At 73.5% G+C, this 21818-nt stretch carries 16 protein-coding genes and 1 pseudogene; 13 read left to right on the top strand and 4 right to left on the bottom strand.

Translation table 11 applies throughout. The annotated features are described in order from the left end of the window. Positions 1–28: 28 nt before the first annotated feature. Positions 29–544, bottom strand: a complete 516-nt coding sequence (locus ACH4TG_RS35305) for an RrF2 family transcriptional regulator (protein ID WP_398246747.1) — start codon at positions 542–544, stop codon at positions 29–31. 203 nt (positions 545–747) lie between these two features. Between ACH4TG_RS35305 and ACH4TG_RS35300 the strand changes: the two genes are divergently transcribed. The 6 genes and pseudogenes from ACH4TG_RS35300 to ACH4TG_RS35275 all read left to right on the top strand — a co-directional run bounded on the left by ACH4TG_RS35300 (position 748) and on the right by ACH4TG_RS35275 (position 9463). After that, a complete protein-coding gene (locus ACH4TG_RS35300; protein WP_398246746.1) occupies positions 748–1488 on the top strand; it encodes an SDR family oxidoreductase in 741 nt (246 codons plus the stop codon). Between the two features lie 402 nt (positions 1489–1890). Next, a complete protein-coding gene (locus ACH4TG_RS35295; protein ID WP_398246745.1) occupies positions 1891–2802 on the top strand; it encodes a lamin tail domain-containing protein in 912 nt (303 codons plus the stop codon). 301 nt (positions 2803–3103) lie between these two features. After that, the gene (locus tag ACH4TG_RS35290) at positions 3104–3544 is read left to right on the top strand and encodes a hypothetical protein (RefSeq protein WP_398246744.1); all 441 of its coding nucleotides are present in this window, start codon (positions 3104–3106) and stop codon (positions 3542–3544) included. 523 nt (positions 3545–4067) lie between these two features. Then, positions 4068–6065: a SpoIIE family protein phosphatase gene (locus ACH4TG_RS35285; RefSeq protein ID WP_398246813.1), complete on the top strand. Its 1998-nt coding sequence runs from the start codon at positions 4068–4070 to the stop codon at positions 6063–6065. 45 nt (positions 6066–6110) lie between these two features. Then, positions 6111–6572, top strand: a pseudogene (locus tag ACH4TG_RS35280) (2OG-Fe(II) oxygenase); the annotation flags it as partial. Positions 6573–6802: 230 nt separating this feature from the next. Next, positions 6803–9463, top strand: a complete 2661-nt coding sequence (locus tag ACH4TG_RS35275) for a fibronectin type III domain-containing protein (protein ID WP_398246743.1) — start codon at positions 6803–6805, stop codon at positions 9461–9463. Positions 9464–9611: 148 nt separating this feature from the next. On the opposite strand, the gene ACH4TG_RS35270 is transcribed toward ACH4TG_RS35275, so the two are convergent. Both ACH4TG_RS35270 and ACH4TG_RS35265 read right to left on the bottom strand, forming a co-directional pair. Then, the gene (locus ACH4TG_RS35270; protein ID WP_398246742.1) at positions 9612–11993 is read right to left on the bottom strand and encodes a glycosyl hydrolase family 95 catalytic domain-containing protein; all 2382 of its coding nucleotides are present in this window, start codon (positions 11991–11993) and stop codon (positions 9612–9614) included. Between the two features lie 486 nt (positions 11994–12479). Then, positions 12480–12848: a VOC family protein gene (locus ACH4TG_RS35265; protein WP_398246741.1), complete on the bottom strand. Its 369-nt coding sequence runs from the start codon at positions 12846–12848 to the stop codon at positions 12480–12482. A 291-nt stretch (positions 12849–13139) separates the two neighbouring features. On the opposite strand from ACH4TG_RS35265, the gene ACH4TG_RS35260 reads away from it, so the two are divergent. Both ACH4TG_RS35260 and ACH4TG_RS35255 read left to right on the top strand, forming a co-directional pair. Then, on the top strand, positions 13140–13925 hold the full coding sequence (locus ACH4TG_RS35260) for a DeoR/GlpR family DNA-binding transcription regulator (RefSeq protein ID WP_398246740.1): 786 nt from the start codon (positions 13140–13142) through the stop codon (positions 13923–13925). A 397-nt stretch (positions 13926–14322) separates the two neighbouring features. Continuing rightward, positions 14323–16494 (top strand): NEW3 domain-containing protein, encoded by a 2172-nt coding sequence (locus ACH4TG_RS35255; protein ID WP_398246739.1) that lies wholly within the window; start codon positions 14323–14325, stop codon positions 16492–16494. A gap of 86 nt (positions 16495–16580) precedes the next feature. Here ACH4TG_RS35255 and ACH4TG_RS35250 read toward each other — a convergent pair whose 3' ends face one another. Continuing rightward, a complete protein-coding gene (locus tag ACH4TG_RS35250) occupies positions 16581–17135 on the bottom strand; it encodes a DUF1697 domain-containing protein (protein ID WP_398246738.1) in 555 nt (184 codons plus the stop codon). 137 nt (positions 17136–17272) lie between these two features. Between ACH4TG_RS35250 and ACH4TG_RS35245 the strand changes: the two genes are divergently transcribed. The 5 genes from ACH4TG_RS35245 (at position 17273) to mmuM (ending at position 21803) form a co-directional block, all read left to right on the top strand. Beyond that, positions 17273–18487 (top strand): ATP-binding protein, encoded by a 1215-nt coding sequence (locus ACH4TG_RS35245; RefSeq protein WP_398246737.1) that lies wholly within the window; start codon positions 17273–17275, stop codon positions 18485–18487. A 176-nt stretch (positions 18488–18663) separates the two neighbouring features. Continuing rightward, a complete protein-coding gene (locus tag ACH4TG_RS35240) occupies positions 18664–19065 on the top strand; it encodes a nucleotide pyrophosphohydrolase (protein WP_398246736.1) in 402 nt (133 codons plus the stop codon). A 146-nt stretch (positions 19066–19211) separates the two neighbouring features. Further along, a complete protein-coding gene (locus ACH4TG_RS35235) occupies positions 19212–19832 on the top strand; it encodes a DUF6099 family protein (protein ID WP_398246735.1) in 621 nt (206 codons plus the stop codon). 137 nt (positions 19833–19969) lie between these two features. Further along, positions 19970–20893 (top strand): LLM class F420-dependent oxidoreductase, encoded by a 924-nt coding sequence (locus ACH4TG_RS35230; RefSeq protein ID WP_398246734.1) that lies wholly within the window; start codon positions 19970–19972, stop codon positions 20891–20893. A 7-nt stretch (positions 20894–20900) separates the two neighbouring features. Continuing rightward, on the top strand, positions 20901–21803 hold the full coding sequence (gene mmuM / locus ACH4TG_RS35225; RefSeq protein WP_398246733.1) for a homocysteine S-methyltransferase: 903 nt from the start codon (positions 20901–20903) through the stop codon (positions 21801–21803). Positions 21804–21818: the final 15 nt, after the last annotated feature.

The following is a 21818-nucleotide window of genomic DNA, read 5'->3' as shown; positions in this document are numbered from 1 at the left end:
GGGTCGGCGCCGAGCCAGTCACTCGCCGTCAGCGGCCGGGGGCGCCGCCCTCGCCTGCGGCGGGTGCCGGGTCGGCGCCGAGCCAGTCGCGGATGCCGGTGAGCGCGGTGGGGCCGTAGTCCTCGTCGACGCCGCGGGCCAGGTCGGCGACGGACACGTCCCGCAGGGCCGCCCGCCATGCCGCGTCCGCCGCGGCCATCGCGCGGGTGATCGCACACGGCCGGGTGCACGCCTCCGGGGCCGCCGCCAGCGGGCCGCGCTGCCGGATCTCGGTGCAGACGAACGCGGGCTGCGCGCCGTCGACGGCGGTGACCACGTCGAGGACGGTGATCTGCTCGGGTGGCCGGGTCAGCACGTAGCCGCCCGCCTTGCCCTGCACGGACGTCACCAGGCCGGCACGCGACAGCGCCTGCAACTGCTTGGCCAGATAGCTGCCGGAGACGTCGTGCAGCTCCGCCAGCCGTACGGCGGGCACCGGCTCCGCCGTGGTGGTCAGCACCACGCAGCAGTGCAGCGCCCACTCGACCCCGCCTGACAGTTTCATCCCCGCGCCTTCGTTCCCGTGTCCGCGGCGCCGTGCGCCCGCGTGCGTGCCACGCGCAGCGTGCCGTGCCGCTCCCGGTTGACTCGGACAAAGACTATCCGACTATGATCTCGGACAAGAAGTATCCGAGTTTCAGGGTGTGCACCGAGGGCCGCCGTGTGCCCGCGCGGGCGCGCGCCCGCGCACCGTGAGAGGTGAGGACAGTGAAGGTCACAGTCATCGGCGGCACCGGGCTGATCGGCTCGCAGGTGGTGCGGAACCTGACCGGGGACGGGCACGAGGCGGTGCCCGCGGCCCCGTCCACGGGGGTCGACCTGCTCACCGGCAAGGGTCTGGACCAGGCGCTGGAGGGCGCCGACGCGGTGGTCAACGTGGCGAACTCGCCCACGTTCGACGAGGCGTCCCTGGACTTCTTCCGGACGACCATGGGCAACCTGCTGGCCGCCGGACAGCGGGCCGGCGTCCGGCACCAGGTGATCCTGTCGATCGTCGGTGTGGACCAGGTGCCCGAGCTGGACTACTACCGGGCCAAGGCCCTCCAGGAGCAGCTCCTCGCCCAGGGCCCGACGCCGTACTCGATCGTGCGCGCCACCCAGTTCTTCGAGTTCATGGACGCGGTGCTCTCCTGGACCTCCGACGGCAGTACCGTCCGGCTGCCGGCCACCCGCATCCAGCCGATGGCCGCCGCCGACGTCGCCGCCGCGGTCGCCGAGGCCGCCGTGGGCGCCCCGCTCGGCGGTATCCGGAACGTCGCGGGCCCTGACGTGTTCCGGCTGGACGAGCTGGGCAAGATCACCCTCGCCGCGCACCACGACGACCGCGCCGTGGTCACGGACGGCACCGCCGGGATGTTCGCGGCCGTCCGCGGTGACGTCCTGATCGGCGGCGCCGACGCCCGCCTGGCGGGGACCCGCTACCAGGACTGGCTCGACGCGCGCGGCTGACGAACGCCCGCCGCTGACGAACGTCCGCGGCTGAGAAACGTGCCGCCACGCTCCGCCACGCCCCGCAAATGGTGCTCTGTAACAGGAATCGAGTCCGTGGACCGGACGGTGGCGTACGGGTGTTCAGGGTGGCCCGGGGTGGCGCACCGCGCCCGCCGGCGACAGCGACCGTGGTCGGCGCGGTGGTGTGCGATTGCGGGGCGAGGCGCCACGCCCGGGCCGGAACTGGTTGCGGCAGGCAACCGAGCATCACGAGGATGTCTTCATTTTGTAACAGAGTGTGTCCGAACCGTGACTCTTAGTTTGGTCGGGTCACATTGGGGCCCTCTTCGGCGCACGTGCCGAAGAGGGGTACCAATGGCACAACCGGAACGGTCGTGCCCTGTCTGAAAGGGGACAGGAGTGTCCCGTCTCGTTTCCCGTCTGACCGCGACCACGCTGGCCGCCGGTGCGCTCGTCGCCGCCGCCGCGCTGCCGGCCGCCGCCGCGGACCACGGCCGGCAGCACGGCGACCCCGTCGCGCTGCCGGTCGCCTCCCAGGACCACGGCCGGTACGACAACGGCGCCCCCGGCGACCAGGGCCGGCCCCAGCAGGGTGCTTCCGACGACCACGGCCGCAATGACGACCACGGCCGCAATGACGACCACGGCCGTAACGACGACCATGGCCGTAACGACGACCACGGCCGGCAGCAGGGCGGCCCCGTCCTGGTCCCGATCGCCTCCCAGGACCACGGCCGTAACGACGACCACGGGCGCAATGACGACCACGGCCGCAACGACGACCACGGCCGTAACGACGACCACGGTCGCAATGACGACCACGGTCGCAATGACGACCACGGCCGTAACGACGACCACGGCCGTAACGACGACCACGGTCGCAATGACGACCACGGTCGCAATGACGACCACGGCCGCAATGACGACCACGGCCGGTCCCACGGTCAGGTGCGTTACCAGGTGGTTCTGGGCGACGTCCACCAGGGCAGCGTCTACGGCCGGGACAACCGCCGCGGCTCCTCGCTGAACGACGAGTGGATCACCGTCGTCAACAACGGCCGCAACGGCGTGGACCTGTCGGGCTGGACCCTTTCCGACCAGGACCGCAGCAGCTACCGGTTCGGCCACCTGTGGCTGGGTGCGCACGACTCGGTGCGGGTCCACACGGGATACGGGCACAACACCCGCACCGACGTCTACCAGGACCGCCGCAGCTCCGAGTGGCGCAACGGCGAGACCGCGACCCTGCGCGACGACCGCGGCCGCATCGTCGACACCGAGTCCACCGGTCACCGCAACCACCGCTTCTGACCATCTCCCCAGGTGACGGACGCTGCCCCGTCACCGGCCCCGCCGCCCCCCTTGCCCCGAGGGGGGAGGCGGGGCCCCTTCGCGTCCTGTGCGTGCCCCGCCGGGACCTGGTCCGCAATCCGAGTCCGCCCCTCGCAGATGCGCGCCATCCATGCTCAATTCCCTTGCGATTAGGGGGCGTTATGGCGATGGGGGTCGCAACTGCGTTTGCACGGCGGGCCGGTGCGGGTACCGTCACCGGGGGGAGGTGGGTGCGTTGGGATGGAGGCCCGCTGCTGCCGGTGGAGCAACCGCCGGGGCTGTGGCGGAGGTCGTGTTCACCGGGGACCTCGCGCGGCCGGGGCGGCTGACCGTGTCCGGCCTGCTCGGCTGGCCCCAGCACCTGGCGCGGGTGGGCTTCGAGTGCGCCACCAGCGGCGTGCAGCGGCACACCTTCACCGGACCCCTGCTGCACGAGGTCCTGCTGGACGCCGGGCCCGCGTTCGACCCCGCGCGCCGCAAGGACCGGCTGCGTTTCCTGATCGCCGTCAGCGGGGCGGACGGCCACCGCGCGGTGCTCTCCTGGGCGGAGATCGACCCCGACTTCGGCCGCGCCCCCGTCCTGCTCGCGGTCACCGTGGACGGCAGCCCGCTGGACCGCCCCGGCCCCCAGCTGGTCCTGCCGCAGGACCGCTGCGGCGCCCGGTACGTCAGCGGCATCCAGGCCATCCACGTGGACGGCCGCTACGCCGCCCGGGCCTGAGCGCCGTCCGCGCGGCGGCTGGCGCGGGCAGCCCCGTGGCGCTCGCCGGGGGCGGCCGCCTCAGCCGGTGAACGTGGAGTGCGGGGTGGTGTTCCGGTAGGGACCGGGTCCGTCGTCGGCCCGGCCTGGCGCGGTGATCCGGGGGGACGCGGGTCACCAGGCTCCCCGCAGGGCCGATCACCGTCTGCGACCGTCCGTGCGCCAGATGTGCCGCACGTCCTTGTGCTCTGCTTCCCCGGTTTCCCCGGTGCCGTGCGCCGAGGCCGCCGCCGTACGGCACAATGGGCCCCTTCGGCGGCCGGGGAAGGACGCGGCCCGGGTTCCCGGGCTGCCGCCGCGGTGGGGCAGAGAGACCATGGGACATGCGTGCAGCTTGGTGTCCCGGCTCACCGCGGCCCGCCGCGCGCGACGGGGTGCGCGGTGCGGTGACCTGGGGGAAGGAGGCCGCGGGGTGACTACCTCCGAAGGTCTGCGGGTGGTGACGGCACCCGCGGGCGTCGTCACGTCCGAGCCCGGTGGGCTGATGGACGTGCTCGGCGTCGCCGCGGTGGTGCTGGATGCCCAGGGGCGGATCGTGCTGTGGAGCCCGCAGGCGGAGGAGATCTTCGGCTGGACCGCGAAGGAGGCCCTCGGCCGCAAGGCGGTCAGCCTCATGGTCGCCGAGGAGCACGTCGACCTGGTGCTGGAGCTGTTCGGCAGGGTCATGGACGGCGGCGAGGCATGGGCCGGGGTCTTCCCGATCCGCCACAAGGACGGCAGCTCGCGTCCGGTCGAGTTCCGCAACATGCGGCTGCAGGACGAGCGCGGCCAGTACTTCGCGCTGGGGCTCGCAACCGACGAGACCACGCTGCGCGAGCTGGAACGGGACGTCGCGCTCACCGTCGGCCTGGTGTCGCACTCGCCGATAGGGCTGGCCGTCCTCGACGCCGACCTGCGCTTCGTGCTGGTCAACCCGGTCATGGAGCACATCACCGGGGTGCGCGCCCCGGACCACATAGGCCACCGGGTCCAGGACATCATCCCCCTGCTGGACACCGACGCCATCGAGACCGACATGCGGCACGTGCTGGCCACCGGCCAACCCGTCATGGACCGGATCCGTACCGGCAGGACCGCGGCCGACCCCGCGAACGACCACACCTGGAACGTGTCCTACTACCGGCTGGAGGACCCGTCCGACCGGATCATCGGGGTGGCGGTCTCGGTCGTGGACATCTCCGAGCAGTACCGGGCGGCGACCGAGGCCGCCGAGGCCCGCCGCCGGCTGGCCGTGATCGCCAACGCCTCGGTCCGCATCGGCACCACCCTCGACCTGGAGGCCACCGCCCGCGAGCTCGCCGACGTCGTCGTGACCGACCTGGCCGACCTGGCCGCGGTGGACGTCCTGGACTCCGTGCTGCGCGACGACGACCCCGCCGACCCCGGCCACGGCCCCGCGCACTTCCGGGCCCTCGCGGTCGCCTCGGCCTACGCCACGGACGCCCTGGCCGCGGCGGACCCGGCGGGGGAGATCGCCTCCTACGGCGCCCAGCGGCTGGTCACCCAGGCCGCCCGCACCCGGCGCCCGATCCTCGTCGCCCGGGTCCAGCCGGAGGACCTGCGGCGCATCGCCCGCGACGAGGAGTCCGCGGCCGTCTGGGAACGGGCCGGGCTGCACTCGTACCTCATCGTGCCGCTGATCGCCCGCGGGCAGGTCCTCGGCGTGCTCGACCTCGCGCGGACCCGCAACCCGCACCCGTTCACCGAGGACGACGTGGTGCTGGCGGGCGAGCTGGCCGCCCGGGCCGCCGTCTGCATCGACAACGCCCGCTGGTACCAGCGGCAGCGCCATGCGGCGGTGGCCCTCCAGCGGCATCTGCTGCCGCAGCGCCCGCCGCGCCTGCCCGGGCTGGAGGTCGCCTACCGCTACCAGCCGGCCGGGACCGCGCAGGAGGCCGGCGGCGACTGGTTCGACACCATCCCGCTGCGCGGCGACAAGACCGCGCTGGTGGTCGGCGACGTCATGGGGCACGGCATCAACGCGGCCGCCACCATGGGCCAGTTGCGCACGGTGACCCGCACCCTGGCCCGGCTCGACCTGGACCCGGCCGAGATACTGCAGCACCTCGACGAGGCCACGCGCGAGCTCGAGGAGATCATCGCGACCTGCGTCTACGCGGTGTACGACCCGCACCGACGGCAGATCCGGATCGCGCGGGCCGGCCACCCGCCGCCGGTCCTGGCCGGCGCCGGCCGCCCGCCCGGGCTGCTCGACCTGCCGACCGGGGTGCCGCTGGGCGTCGGCGGCGTGCCGTTCAGGACCACCAGTGTCGACCTGGAGCCCGAGGACCGCCTGGTGCTCTACACCGACGGCCTGGTGGAGAGCCGCCGCCAGCCGATCGGGGACCGGCTGCGAGTGCTGCTCGACCTGCTCACCCAGCCGCGGATCCCCCTGCAGGACACCTGCGACCGGCTGCTCGCCGCGCTCCCCCCGCCGGACCACCCCGACGACATCGCCCTGCTCGTGGCCGAGGTGTGCTGAGGGTCCCGGCTCCCCCCTCAGATGCTCGGGCCGTTCGCCGCTCCCTCGCCTCCGCGGCTGCTGCCCGTCGCGCGCGACTGGGCCGCCCGGCTCGACCGGCCCGTGCCCTGGCCGGAGCGGCTCGACGAGTGGATCGCCCGCTGCCCCGAGGCCGGGCGGGCCAGGCCGGCCCAGATCCTGCTGCGGTACGGCCCCGGCGACTGGAACGCGCTGCACCGCGACCTGTTCGGCGAGATGCTCTTCCCCGCTCCAGGTGGTCATCGGGCTCGACGTGCCCGGCGCGGACTTCACCGGCGGCGAGTTCCTGACGACCGAACAGCGGCCGCGCGCCCAGTCGCGCGGCTCGGCGACCGTCCTGCCGAGGGTCACCGACCGGTGTTCACCACCCGCGACCGCCCGGTGTCCTCCCGTCGCGGCTGGTCGAGCGCGCCGATGCGGCACGGCGTCAGCACCGTGCGGTCCGGCCGCCGGCACACCCTCGGGCGGGTCTTCCATGACGCGTCCTGAGTTCGGGTCGCGGCCGGTTCCGGGTGCTCCCCGGGCCGCTCGGCTGCTCCCGGCGCCGCTGGTCGTCCCGGGAAGCCGCCTCCTTGACCGCGTATGCGGGCCCGTCTCCGCCCTGTCATCGGAGGAATCATGGACAACTCCCATGATCGGTTGGGGATTTCCTGCTGTTTTTCTTGACCGCCCCTCGGAGAGGTCGTATGTTTCCCGCGATTCCCGACCTCTGGAGGACGATGACCGTGTCCCGACATCCACTGGTACCGGCGCTTGCCGCCGTCGCCCTCGCCGCCGGGGCACTGGTCGCGGCGGCGCCCGCGGGCGCCGCACCGCCGCCGGCCGCCGACGCGAGCACGACGTCCGACGTCTATGTCGCGCCGAGCGGCGACGACGACGCGAGCGGCGACGCGCGGCACCCGGTACGCACCCTGCAGCGGGCCCAGAGCCTGGTGCGCGAGCGCGACGGCAACCTGTCCGGCGACCTCACCGTGCACCTGGCCTCCGGCACCTACCGGCAGTCGGCGCCGCTGACCCTCGACGCCCGCGACTCCGGCTCGAACGGCCACAAGGTGGTGTGGCAGGGCACCGGCAGCACCGTCGTCAGCGGCGGCCGCCAGGTCACCGGCTGGCACCAGGTCCCCGGCCAGCCGGGCCTGTGGTCCGCGCGGGCGCCCCACGACCTCACCGACACGCGGCAGTTGTACGTCGACGGGGTGCGCGCCGACCGGGCAGCGGGCGAGGTCCCGGTCACCCTGACCAAGACCGCCACCGGTTACACCGCCTCCAGCGACACCCTCGCGCGCTGGCCCGACATCGCCGGCGCCGAGTTCGTCTACACCAGCGGCGAGGCGCTCTGGAACATCCAGCGCGACGGCCTCGGCCAGTGGACGCAGCCCCGCTGCGACATCGCCTCGGCGTCCGGCACCGCCATCACCATGGTCCAGCCGTGCTGGGACAACTCCAACAAGCGGGTGGAGTTCCCGGACATCCCCGGGCGCACCGTCAGCATGGTCGGCCCCGGTGCGCTGACGAACGGCGGCCACGCCACGTACATCGAGAACGCCCGCGAACTCCTCGACACCCCGGGCGAGTGGTACCTGGACCGCGCCGCCCACACCGTCTACTACATGCCGCGCAAGGGCGAGGACCTGCACCACGCCGACGTGGAGGCGCCGGTACTGGAGAAGCTGGTCGACGGCCGCGGCACGACCGCCGCCCCCGTGCACGACATCGCCTTCCGCGGGATGCAGTTCAGCTACGCCACCTGGCTCACGCCGTCCTCGCCCGAGGGCTTCTCGGAGATCCAGGCGGGCTACACCATCTCCGGCGCGACCGGTTACGCCACCGAGGGACTGTGCGGGTTCGTCGAGGGCGGCGCCTGCCCGTTCGGCGCGTGGACGAAGGAGCCTGGCAACGTGGCCGTCTCGCACGGCAGGAACCTCGAGTTCTCCGGTGACGCCTTCGTCCATCTCGGCGCAGCCGGGCTGGAGTTGGGCGACGGCACGCAGGACACGCAGGTGCGCGGCAACGTCTTCACCGACATCTCCGGCAACGGCGTGGAGGTCGGCGGCGTCGGCAACGCGCTGCCCACCGACGACGCCGACGTCACCCGCGGCGTGCAGGTGACGGACAACCACCTCTACGCCCTGCCAAGGGAGTTCACCGGCGGTGTCCCCATCGTCAACGGCTACACCCAGCACGACCTGATCTCCCACAACCAGATCGACCACGTCGGCTACTCGGGGATCTCCATGGGCTGGGGCGGCTGGCCCGACAAGATCGGCTCCCCGGCCACCCCCAACGACAGCCACGACAACACCGTCAGCGACAACCTGATCACCGACTACATGCAGGGCCTGGACGACGGCGGCGGCATCTACACCCAGGGCCTGACGGGCACCTCGATGGCCGACGGCGAGAAGGTCACCGGCAACGTCATCCACAGCCAGTTCGGCCTCGGCAAGAGCGTCTACACCGACAACGGCTGCACCTACGAGACGGTCTCCGGCAACGTCCTGTACGGCGCGTCGTACTCCAACGTGGCGAGCCGCCACACCGACTACCGGGACGACCTCGGCAACAACGACCCGACGCTGGTGTCCGGCAACTGGTGGGAGCAGGGCGACGCCGACAGCGACAACAAGGGCCTGGTGACCCAGGGCAACCACATCATCGCCTCGCCGGCCGACGCGCCCGCCGACGTCGTGGCCGCGGCCGGGCTGGAACCGGCCTACCGGGGGCTGCTGGACGAGCGTTTCGGCGCGGTGTCCGTACCCACGGCGCCCACCCGGGTCGGCACCTCGACCGGCGCCGGCGGCACGCTGCTCGTCACCTTCAACCCGGTCTGGGCGGACGGCGGTTCGCCGGTCACCGGGTACCAGGTGCAGGCCGTGGACGCGGCAGGGCACATCGCGGCGACCACCACCGTGCCGGCGGCGGACTTCAGCGCCTCGGCGCTGGCCACGCTGACCGGGCTGACCGACGGCGTCCCGTACCGGGTCACCGTCACCGCACTCAACGCCCATGGCAGCAGCGCACCTTCCCTTCCCTCCGTCGCTCTGGCGCCGATCGCCGGATCCGTCCTGCCGGCGGCACCCACCGGCGTGAAGCTGCGCGCCCAGGCGACCGCCGCCACGGTGGCGTGGACCCCGCCGACCGCGTTGGGCGACTCGCACGTCATCGGCTACCGGATCGTGCTGACCGACGCGGCCGGCACGTCCCGGACCGTCGAGGTCGCCGGACGGGACGCGCTGGTGACCCAGCCGTCGGCCAAGGGCATGTTCCGGGTCGTCGGCGGGCTGACGCCCGGCACCGCGTACACGGTCTCGGTCGCCGCGGTCACCGGCTCCGGGACCGGGCCCGCGGCCACCGGCAAGGGCACGACCCCGGCCGCGTGACCCCGCGTGCGGGCGGCGGTCCCGCCGCCCGCACGCACCGCGTTCCGCACCCTCGGGTCCCGCACCCCGTGTGCGCCTCACGCCCCGTGCCCGGCGCCGGTCTCGAACCGGCGCCGGGCACGGCACCATGAGCGGGGTCGTCCCCGGGTCAGACGGCCGGCAGACCCCAGCGCGCGGCAGGGCCGTTGGGGGTGACCGGGGCCAGGTCGGCGGGCGGCGGGCCGCCCTGCGGGCGCACCCACACCTCCTGCCCGCGGCGCACGTCGATGCGGAGCGTGCCGCCGCCCAGATCGGTGTACGCGACCGGCCGGCCCGCCGCGTCCGTGACGTCCAGCGGTCCCGCCATGTCCGTGCGCAGCACGCATGGTGCTCCCGCCTCGCTGAACAGCCGGGCCCAGCGGGTGGCGCCGCCCTGCCGTGCCGCGCTCAGCAGGAACGCGCCCTGCGTCCTGAAGTCGTGCACCACCAGGTCCTGCCAGGCGGCCGGGACCGCCGGGAACAGCCGGATGACCCCGCCCCAGCTCTGGCAGACCATGTCGTGCAGCGACTGCGCGGCCGACAGCGGCGTCTCGATGACCGGCCCGGACTCCCGGTACAGGGTGTTGGGCTGCACGTAGAGCCGCAGCAGGTCCGACAGGTAGCCGGCGGCCGCGTCGCCGTCGAGCATCTGCGCGGCGAAGGAGGCGGCACCGGTGTAGCTGTAGCCCTGGAGGGCGCCGGTGAAGCTGATCCAGTGCTTCAGCGACGTCCTGATCAGGTCGCGGTTCTCCGGCTGCTCCCAGTTGACCAGGTACAGCGGGTACACCGACAGCATGTGCGAGTAGTGGCGGTGGGACTTCGCGAAGGACTGGCCCGCGCCGATCATGAAGCCATTGGCGTCGACGGGGGCGGGCACCAGCCGCAGCAGCACGTCACGCCAGCGCGGTGCCAGCGGGTCGTCGACGCCCAGGGTCCCGGCCGAGTCCAGCAGGGTCTGGCAGCCCCAGCGGATCAGCGCCAGGTCGTAGTTGGTGTCGGGGGTGTCGACGCCGTACTCCGGGGAGAACGTCTTGGGCAGGTGCAGCCGGCCGTCGCTGCCCGGCTCCAGGAAGTGCAGGTAGTAGTTGATCGACTGCCGCAGCAGCGGGAAGACGACGTCCCGCAGCACCGACTCGTCCATGGTGTGCCGGTAGGACAGCCACACGTTGTGCAGCGCCCACGTCAGGTTGCCGATCTCGGGGGTCGGCGGGTCCTGGCCGGGGATGCCGCCGCCGGTGCCGCCAGGCCCGGCGTCCACGCCGTGGCTCAGGGTGGTGTCGTTGGAGCGGGCCATGACCAGCGAGTCCGCGCGGTACGCGGGCGCGGTCTGCCCCTTGATGTTCTCCCGGAACTCGCTCAACGACCTGGTGAGACCGTCGAGTTCGAGGTGGTTGGAGCCGTGGATCAGCCAGTACTCCAGCTGCACGTTGAGGTTCCACCAGGAGGCCGGCCACGGGGTCGGCTCCAGCCACGTCCCGGTGGTGGCCATCACCGGGGCGTCCCGGCGGGCCGCGGACGCCACCTTGTACAGCTGGATCCAGTAGAAGCTCTGCAGCCGCGCGTCCGGCACGGACAGGAAGCTCTTGCGGTAGTACGCGTGCCACCAGGAACGGTGGTCCACCGCCAGCGCGGTGAGCGGCCGCACCGCGGCCGACTCCAGGGTGCGCAGTGCCGCCGCCGTCGCCCCGTCGTCGGGGAAGGAGTGGGCGACCGCGGCGTACAGGGTGCGGGCCCGGCCGCGGCCGGTCTCCTGCCAGGCCGTGACGTGCTGCCCGCCGGACAGCAGCGGCTGCACGGCGGTGCTCGCGTCGCCGTGAGTGCCGAGCACCGCGGGCGGGTTGCCGGTGTAGCCGTCCGGCAGCGGCTTGAACGCGGCCCGCGGGCTGATGGCCTCGGCCGGGTGGAAGACCCACCGGAAGTCGCGCTCGCCGTCGGTCGGCGTGATCTCCACGGCCAGCACCTGGCGGGAGGTGTGCACGATCGCGCGCAGCGCCAGGCTGCCGGCATCGGTGGTGATCGTGCCCGTCAGCTCGGCGTTCCACAGGTCCAGCCGCCAGTCCACGGCGGTGATCGCGCCCACCGGCTCCAGCGTGAAGTACCCGATGGGCAGCCGCGCCAGGCCGAAGATCGAGCCGAACTCCGGCCGGTGGTCCTGGACTTCGCTGTGCTGGACGTTGAACCGCACGGCGTTGGCGCCCGGTTCCTTGTAGATCCCGGAACCGAGGAAGCCGTTGCCGAGGTAGGGTCCCTCCTCCCACTTGACCGGCATGCGCTGCCAGACCAGGTCGCTGTCCGCGAGGACCCGGGTCCACGCCGCGTCTCCCGCGGTGTGCACCGACAGCGCCGGGGTGTTGGCGCCGGCGTCGCTGCCGGGTGCGACGGTGCCGGGCGCGCCCTCCTGCGGGGGTGGGCTCGCCGCCGCGGCGGTGCCGGCCAGCCCGGCCCCGGCCGCCGCCCCCGCGAGGGCGCCGCCGAGTACGGTGCGCCGCGGTACGTGGTTCCTGCCGCCCATCTCGCCTCCTGAACATGTCGGTGGCGCGTGGCCGAGGGGCGGGGGTGCGGACCTGCGCGCCGGGGCCGTGTCGCCGGGCGCGACGTGCGGCCCCGGCCACCCCCTCGCGTGCAGATGCGTGTTCAGCCCCGTGCCCCGTCCGGTGTTCAGCCACGTGTCCACTCATCCGATGTATCGGCAGCCGGACGCTATGACGGCCCGCCAGGGCCGTCAAGGAGGCGGGCATGATCTGCTCATAGATCGGATCACTATGTTGACGCCGGAAAGAAAGTGGTGTACACCTCCGTTGTCACGTTCATGATGCTGACCATCCTTCAGCCCCCCGAACGGCGAAAGGCCCGCACGGCGCCGCTTCACCTTGCCGTCGGAGCCTGATCCGCGTGATGCAGGCGGTGGGCCGTCACCGCCGCGCCGCCAGCGCTGGGCGCGGACCTCGCCGGGCCCGACCCGGACGATCTGAAGAGGTGTGCGCCGGCCCTCGGAGGATCAGCCGTGGGCGGTGTCGATGACGCAGAAGCGGTTGCCCTCGGGGTCGGCGAGCACGACGAAGTCGGCGTCGTCGGGGTACAGCTCCCAGTCGACCCGGGTCGCGCCCAGTGCCAGCAGGCGCTCCACCTCGGCCGCCTGGTCCGCCGCGTCGCCGGCGTACAGGTCCAGGTGGACCCGGGGGTGGTCCTGGACCGGCGTCTCGCTCAGGCCCAGGGAGAGCTGCGGGCCCGCCCCCTGCGCCGGGACCAGCACCACCCAGTCGTCGGTCATCTCCTCGCGGGGGACGTATCCGAGCGCCGCCGTCCAGAAGGCCGCGGCCCGCTCCATGTCCGCGACGCCCATCACCACAGAACCGATCCTCAGCATCCGTCCATCGTGGCACCCGCCACCGACAACGCCCCCGCACCGGACCGGACGGCGGGGCGCACAGCAGCCCTGCCGCATCCGGCCCGGCGCTGCGCGGTTCCCGGCGGCCGACCGCGCATCCCCCTCCCGGGCGGCCACCTGCGCGGGAGTGCGAGAGGATGAGCGAAAGTGCCGTGACGCTGCGCAATGCGTCACGAACGAGCAGGTGCCGGCAGAACGGGCGCTCAGCGGGCGCCTGCGCGATACCCTCGGCCTTCCGAGGGACGGGCGCAGACGGAGAGTGGGGCAGCGATGGGGACGCACGAGCGGTGGACGCGGCTGCTGGAGATCCTCGGCGACAAGGGCCGCATCCAGGTCGCCGAGGCGGCCGAGATGCTGGACGTCTCCACGGCCACCGTCCGGCGTGACATGGAGGAGCTGGCCCGCCAGCAGCTGCTGACCCGCACCCGCGGCGGCGCCGTGCTCAGCGGTGTCGCCTACGACCTGCCGCTGCGTTACAAGGCCGCCCGCCAGGCCGACGAGAAGCACCGGATCGCCAAGGCGGCCGCCGGCCTGGTGCCGCCCGGCGCGGTGGTCGGCGTCAACGGCGGTACGACCGCCTCCGACGTGGCCCGGGAGCTGGCGATCCGCGCGGACATCGCCGACCGCGGCACCGCCACCGCGCTGACCATCGTCACCAACGCCATCAACATCGCCAACGAGCTGGCGGTGCGCCCGTACGTCAAGACCGTGGTCACCGGCGGCGTGGCCCGGCCCAACTCCTACGAGCTGACCGGTCCGCTGGCCACCATGGTGCTCCAGGCCATCTCCCTGGACTACGCCATCATCGGCGTGAACGCCGTCGACCCCCGGTTCGGCGCCGCCACCCACGACGAGGGCGAGGCCAGCGCCAACCGCGCGATGGCCGAGCGGGCCGAGAAGGTCATCGTGGTCGCCGACTCCACCAAGCTCGGCAAGCGGGCGTTCGCCCAGGTCTGCGACGTCAGCGCGATCGCCGTGCTGATCACCGACAAGGACGCACCCGAGGAACTGGTCGAGCGGTTCACCGCCCAGGGCGTCGAGGTGCAGTGCGTCTGACGCACCGTCCGCTCGTCCTGCCCTGAGCGCCCGGTTCGGGGGCGTCCCGTCCGGCTTCTGGGCCGATGCCGCCATGGGCAGCCCGCCCGGCGTCCCGCCTGGTGCCGCCTCGGGCAGCCCTCCCGGTGTCCGGCCCGACACCCTCGGGTGCGTCTCCGTCGCGACGCCCGCCTGACGGGGTGTCCGGTGTGCCCGTGCGCCGCGCGAGCGCTGCCGTTGACGCCCCGTCGGCGGCCGCGCGGCCGCGACCCGTCGTGCGCGCAGCGTGTCTGTGACTGCGTGGTTCTGCGTGTTCCGGCAATGCTCTTGTCATGTCTGCGCATTACTGCCTAGATATACCTCGCACGGTTCTGGATCAGCCGCCCCGGCGGCCCGACCGATCAGTGAGGTTGCCCCCGTGACACCACCCCTCGCCCGGCGGCTGCGCACCGTCGCCGCAGGCTGCGGCTCGCTCGCCCTCGCCCTCGCCGGACTCGTGGCCGCGGCCCCCGCCGGGTCCGCGGCCGCCCCCGCGGACAGCGTCGCCCAGTACCCCAACTACGCGCCCACCCCGCCGATGGGGTGGAACGACTGGTCGTACTACCAGTGCAACATCGACGAGGACACCATCCTCGGCAACGCCCGCGCCCTGGTCGACACCGGCCTCGCCGCCAAGGGCTACGACACGGTCACCACCGACGACTGCTGGATGACGCACTCCCGCGACAGCGCGGGCAACCTCGTCTCCGACCCGGTGAAGTTCCCGCACGGCATGGACTGGGTCGGCGCCCAACTGCACGCCATGGGACTGAAGTTCGGCATCTACGAGGACGCCGGCACGGCGACCTGCGGCGGCTACCCCGGCTCCCTCAACCACTGGCAGCAGGACGCCGACCTGTTCGCGAAGTGGGGCGTCGACTACGTCAAGCTCGACGGCTGCAACGTGCCCACCAAGGCGGGCGAGACGTCGGAGCAGAGCTACCACGACACCTACGCGGCCTGGAGCCAGGCCATGCTCAACACCGGCCGCCCGATGGTGTTCTCGGTGTCGGCGCCGGCGTACTTCCAGGACGGCCCCGACTGGAACAAGGTCATCGGCTGGTCCGCGCAGGTCGGCAACCTGTGGCGGGAGGGCGCCGACGTCGCCCTCGGCCAGGAGAGCGCCGCCGCCAAGTGGAGCTCCCTGAAGTACAACTACGGCTACAACGTGGGCCTGGCGGACCTGCAGAGCCCGGGCCGCTGGAACGACCCGGACTTCCTGCTCGCCGGCGACTCGGGGCTGACCCGTGACGAGATCCAGAGCCAGATGTCGCTGTGGTCGGTGATGGCCGCCCCGCTGATCTCCAGCACCGACCTCACCCACCTGTCCGCCGACGCGCTCGACGTCCTCGGCAACCGCGACGTCATCGCGGTCGACCAGGACCCCAAGGGCCTGCAGGGCCGCATCGTCCAGCAGGGCAACGGCTACGACGTGCTGTCCAAGCCGCTCGCCAACGGGGACCGCGCGGTCGCGCTGTTCAACAAGTCCGACTCCGCGCAGACCATCAGCACCACCGCCGCGGCCGCCGGCTTCGGCCCCGGCTCCTCGTTCCTGCTGAAGGACCTGGTGACCAAGCACGTCACCCGGACCACCGGCACCATCGCCGCGGACGTCCCGCCGCACGCCACCGTGCTCTACCGGGTCAGCGCCGGCGGCGACCGCACCGCGGCGCCCGCGACCGTCGTCACCTGGCACGACGCCGGCACCGCCGACCACCCCGGCACGTACAGCGTCGGCGTGACCGACCTCGGCCCGACGGGTCTGGCCGACACCACCGTGGCGCTGACCGCGCCGGAGGGCTGGACCGTCACCCCCGCCTCGGTCCGCCTCAACCGCATCGCCCCGGGCCAGACCGCCACCGCGAAGGTCACCCTGACCGCGCCCAAGGCCAAGCCCGGTACGACCGTGAACACCATCACCGCCACCGCGCGCTACCTCACGGGAGCGGCCGGCGCGGACTCGGTCAGCGGCCCGCTGACGATCACCACGACGGTGCCGTACCCGGCGCTCGCCGACGCCTTCAACAACGTGGGCACCACGCTGGAGAGCAACACCGCGCCGGGCAACCTCGACGGCGGCGGCGACAGCTACTCCGCCGACGCCCTCGCGGCCCTCGGCGCCACCCCCGGCGCCACCGTCACCGCCAACGGGGCGACGTTCACCTGGCCGAGCGCCGCACCCGGCACCCCCGACAACGTGGCGACCGGCGGCCAGGCCATCGAACTGACCGGCCAGGGAAGCGCGTTGGCCTTCCTCGGCACCGAGACCGGCTTCACCTCCGGCCCGGTCGTGGTGACCTACACCGACGGCACGACCAGCACCGGCACGCTCGGCTTCCCGAACTGGTGCTGCTCGACGACCACCGACTACGGCGCGCAGACCGCGCTGACCATGGACCACCGCAACACCCAGGCGGGCCCGGCCAACTTCGGTGTCAGCTACCGGGTGTTCACCAACACCGTCCCGCTCACCGCCGGCAAGACCGTGCAGAGCGTGACCCTGCCCAACCAGCCCGCGATCCACGTCTTCGCCCTGGCGGTCAAGCCGTGACGGCGAGCCGCTAGCGAGATGCTCCGGGCCGTGGCCGGCGTGATCCGCCGGCCGCGGCCCGGCCCCTGCTGCTTCTGCTCCTGCTGCTACTGCTCGACGAGCTCCAGCAGCTTCGTCACCGTGTTCCAGTTCCGTGCCGTCGCCCTCACCCCGAGCCAGCGGTCGTTCAGCTTCGCGCCGAGCTTGGAGTCCCGGATCGAGTCCGGGAAGTGCGCGTAGATCTCCCGCTCGCCCGGCTGAACCGTGTCCGGCGCGTACGCGCTCTGGTCGATGCCGGCGAGCTTGTCCCGCGGCGCCGGCCCGGACAGGAACACCACCAGGAAACGCGAGCCGTTGACCCCCTCCATCGGGTACGGGTTCGCCTCGACGACCCGGCGCAGGTCCGCGTCGCTGCGCACCATGCAGGTGATGGACAGCCCCAGCTCGTCGGCGATGGCCCCCTCCAACTCGGCGGCCAGCGCATCCGGATCGCTCTGCTCGTGGGTGAACACCGCGTTGCCGCTCTGCAGATGGGTGCGCACGTCGGTGCCGCCGATCCGCGCCAGCAGCTCGCGCAGGGTCTGCATGGGCACCTTGTTCTTGCCCCCGACGTTGATGCCGCGCAGCAGCGCGACATAGCGGGAAGTCGTCCTGGTCGTCACCCTGCCACGCTACTCGGCAGCGCCGGGCGGGGCCCCTATCCAGCGGGCGCCCGAATCATGCGTGTTGTCCTTCTTTCGAAGGAACGTACGCCCGCTGGAACGGTTCGGCGGCCCCAGGGATCGTTACGTTCCCGCCCATGAGCACCAGGCACCACCGGCCCGTCGTCTCCGAACTGCGGCTGTCGGCCTTCAAATCGCACCGGGGATCGTCGTTCACCTTCGGGCCGCTGTCCCTGCTCACCGGCGGCAGCGGGACGGGCAAGTCCAGCGTGCTCGAAGGGCTCGCGGCACTCGGCCGGCTGGCGTGCGGCGGCTCGCTGCAGGAGGTCTTCGACACCGTGGTGCGCGGCGGTGCGGCCGCGTGCGTGCCGCAGGAGGCACAGCCCGACGCGCAGGGCCGGCGCGGCTTCCGGATCGGCTGCACCGTCACCGGCCCGATCGGCCCGGTCCGGCTCGACGTGGCCGTCCAGGCCGAGCCGACCCTGCGGATCGTCGGCGAACGGCTCACCGGCGCGGGGGAGACCCTGCTGTCCACGGCGCTGCGCGACCCGGCCCGGCCGACGGTGCAGGCCGCCTGGCACACCGCCGGCGTCGTGCCCGTCACCCGCGCGCCGCTGCCCGACGACCTGCTCGCCACCGCCCTGCTGCCGCTGCGCGTCGCCGGCCGCACCGACGGGCAGCGGCTCGTGCTGGCCGCGGCCGAGCAGGTGGTGGTGGCGCTGCGCGGGGTGTTCCCGGTCGCCCCGCGGCCGGAGTTGATGCGGGCCGCCGTGCCACTCGGCGACGGGCGGCTGCGCGCCGCGTGCGACAACCTCTCCGCGGTACTGGCCAGGACCGAGGGGGAGTGCACCACGCGGCACGCCGCCCTGGTCCACGCGATGCGCGGGGTGTGCACCGGGCCGGTCGAGGGGCTCACCACGCTGCCGGCCGTCCTGCCCGGCGACGGGCACGGCCCCGCCGCGGACGCGGTCATCGCGGCCGTCGACCGCGGCCCGCTGGGCACCCTGCCGATCGACCGCCTCGGGGACGGCGAACTGCGCTTCCTCGCCCAAGCATTGGTACTCCTCACCGGACCCGGCGTGCTCGACGTCGACACCAGCACCGAGCACCTGCCGGCCGGCCAGGTGCTGACCGTGCTCGCCGACGGCCTCGACCTGGGACTGGACCGCCGGCAGGTCCGCGAACTGCTGCGCCTGGCCGGCCTGGCCGCAGCCCGCGGGCACATCCGCCTCCTGGGCACGGTCCAGGACGCGGGCTGCGTCGAGGGCGTCGGCGGGGTGTCCGTGCGGGCCCTGGGCGGGGAGCCGGGCGGTGCGCCCGGCCGCCAGGATGAGGTAGACCAGTCCGGGTGACGGAACGACCCCCGCAGGACGGGCAGCAGGGCGCGCAGGCGCGGCAGGGCGGATCGGGGCCGGCTGGGCCTGGGAGGACTCCCGGGCCCGGAAGCGGCGGATCGGGGCAGGCCGGGCCTGGGGGGACCGGGCCCGGACCTGGGCCTGGGCAGGGAGGTGCGGAGCCTGCCGGGCCCATGGAGGGCGGATCGGGGCCGGCCGATCCCGGGCACGTTCGGCCGGAGCGGGCCGAGCCGGTGGCGGACCTGGCTGCACTCCAGGAGCGCCTCGCCGAGTTCGCCGCGGCCCGGCGCTGGCAGCCGTTCCACACTCCGAAGAACCTCGCCGTCGCACTCAGCGTCGAGGCGTCCGAACTGCTGGAGATCTTCCAGTGGTTGACGCCCGAGCAGGCCGCCGCGGTGATGGACGACGACGCGTCGGCCTACCGGGTGCGGGACGAGGTGGCCGACGTGCTGGCGTACCTGCTGCAGTTCTGCGAGGTCCTGGGCATCGACCCGCTGGCCGCGCTCGCGGCGAAGATCGACCGCAACGAGCTGCGGTTTCCCCGGCCGGAGGACGACGGTCACTCGCAGGGGTGACGGAGTTGTCCACAAGCGCGAGGTTGTCCACAGATCCGCTGTCCGCCCGCCGACGGCCGCGCCCGCTCTGTCACGCTGAGTGACATGAGGAGGGCGGGGTGGCGCAGGGGCCGTCCCGCGGCGAACGGGAAAGCGGGGACCGGGACATGGACGCGGCACGGCTAGTGGCGGAGGCGGAGCGGACGATGCGGGGCTGCCCGCAACCCGAGGACGTCATCGCGGAGGCATGGCAGGCGTACGAGCTGACCGAGGCGGTCGGGGCGGTGCTGGCGCACGCGGCGCGAGCCGAAGGCGAGCGGGCTGAGGACGAGGGGGCGCGGGGGTCGGGGCGGCGGCCGTCGGGTTCCGGGTGGCCGGCCGGACCGGGGTCGCCGTCGGGATCGGGCGCGCCGCCGGGTCCACGGCGCCGGCAGGACAGCGTGCCGGGGCAGGGACCAGGGCAGGGACCAGGGCCGGAATCGGGCTCGGCTGCCGGCTCCTGGAGCGGCTCCTCGACTGGGCCCGGATACGCGCGCGGAGGTGGATCGCCGGCCGGGGTGTCCACCGGCGCGGGTCCGCCACGGGCCGCCCGCCTGACGGGGGTGCGCGACGCGCCCGGCACGCTGCGGGCCCTGCGCGTGCTGCTCGGCGAGATCGGCCGTGCCCTGGTCGGCCTGACGGGCAGCGCCGAGGACGAGACCGCCTACTGGCAGTGCATCGAGGCGCTGGACGCGGTGGACGAGGCGAAGGACCGGGTCGGGGCGCTGGCGCGGGACGCGCCCGGCTGACGTGGTCGGTGAGACGCCGCAGGCGCGTGCGCGGACCGGCCGCGGGCGCCGTTTCCGCAGCGTTCCGGTCGGTCGATCCGCGGCGAGCACCGCAGGCCGCTGCCGCGCGGCACCGGTCAGGGAGGCAGGATGGAGGAATGGATCTGCGAATCTTCACCGAGCCCCAGCAGGGGGCGAGCTACGACACGCTGCTGGCCGTCGCCAAGGCAACCGAGGACCTCGGCTTCGACGCCTTCTTCCGCTCCGACCACTACCTGGTGATGGGGGACGGGGACGGCTACCCCGGCCCCACGGACGCGTGGATCACCCTGGCCGGTCTGGCGCGGGAGACCAGCAGGATCAGGCTCGGCACGCTGATGACCGCGGGCACCTTCCGGCTGCCCGGTGTCCTGGCCATCCAGGTGGCGCAGGTCGACCAGATGTCCGGCGGGCGCATCGAGTTCGGTCTGGGCGCCGGATGGTACGAGGCCGAGCACACCGCCTACGGCATCCCGTTCCCGAAGGAGAAGTTCGGCCGGCTGGAGGAGCAACTGGCCATCGTCACCGGGCTGTGGGGCACGCCGGCCGGCGAGACGTTCAGCTACGACGGGCAGTTCTACCAGCTGAAGGACTCGCCCGGGCTGCCCAAGCCCGCGCAGAGCAGGATCCCGGTCCTGGTGGGCGGCATGGGCGCCCGCCGCACCCCGGAGCTGGCCGCGCGGTACGCCGACGAGTTCAACGTCCCGTTCGCGTCGGTGGCCGACACCGGCACGCAGTTCGCCCGGGTCCGCGAGGCCGCCCAGGCGGCCGGCCGGGACGCGAGCGACCTGGTGTACTCCAACGCTCTGGTCGCCGTCGTCGGACGGGACGACGCGGAGGTGGCCCGGCGGGCCGCGGCGATCGGCCGGGAGGTCGACGAGCTGAAGGCCAACGGCCTCGCCGGCTCGCCCGCCGAGGTGGTCGACAAGATCGGGCAGTACGCCGAGCAGGGCGCCACCCGCTTCTACCTCCAGATCCTGGACCTGCACGACCTGGACCACCTGGAACTGATCTCCTCGCAGGTCCAGACGCAACTGGGGTGACACCGCGATGAGCACTCCTGCGCCCCTGGGGGCGCTGCTGGCCTCGGGCACGACCCTGGTGCTGGACGGCGGGCTGTCCAACCAGCTGGCCGACCAGGGCTGCGACCTGACCGACCCGCTGTGGTCGGCCCGGCTGCTGGCCGACGCCCCCGGGCAGATCGAGGCCGCCCACACCGCCTACGTCCGGGCGGGGGCGCAGGTGCTCATCACGGCCAGCTACCAGGCGACGTTCGAGGGCTTCGCGCACCGCGGGGTCGGCCGGGCGGAGACCGCGCGGCTGCTGCGCGGCAGCGTGGAGCTGGCCCGCAGGGCGGCGGCCGGCGGCGACGGGGTACGGGTCGCCGCCTCGGTCGGGCCGTACGGGGCGATGCTCGCGGACGGCAGCGAGTACCGCGGGCGGTACGGGAAGTCCGTGCGCGAGCTGGCGGACTTCCACCGGCCGAGGATCGAGGCGCTCGCCGAGGCAGACCCCGACGTGCTCGCGCTGGAGACCGTGCCGGACGCCGACGAGGCCGAGGCGATGCTGCGCGCCGCGGAGGGCGCCGGGGTGCCGGTGTGGCTGTCGTACACCGTCGCCGGGGACGCCACCCGCGCCGGGCAGCCGCTGGAAGACGCGTTCGCCGTGGCCGCCGGACGGCCCGAGGTGGTCGCGGTGGGCGTCAACTGCTGCGCCCCCGCGGACGTGGCCGACGCGGTGGAGACGGCCGTCGCCGTCACCGGCAAACCCGTCGTCGCCTACCCCAACAGCGGTGAACGGTGGAACCCGACCACCCGCTCCTGGGCCGGTGGCCCCGCTTTCGACCCCGCCGCAGCCCTCACCTGGCAGGCCGCCGGCGCCCGCCTGATCGGCGGCTGCTGCCGCGTCGGCCCCCCGACCATCACCGCCCTCACCACCACCCTCCACCTCTGACCCCGGCACCCCCGG

Origin of the sequence: Streptomyces sp. NPDC020917, from assembly GCF_044333795.1 — a bacterium.
Classification (GTDB): Bacteria; Actinomycetota; Actinomycetes; order Streptomycetales; family Streptomycetaceae; genus Actinacidiphila.
Note: the sequence above shows the minus strand (reverse complement) of the source record. Positions and strands in the feature narration are given on the sequence as shown.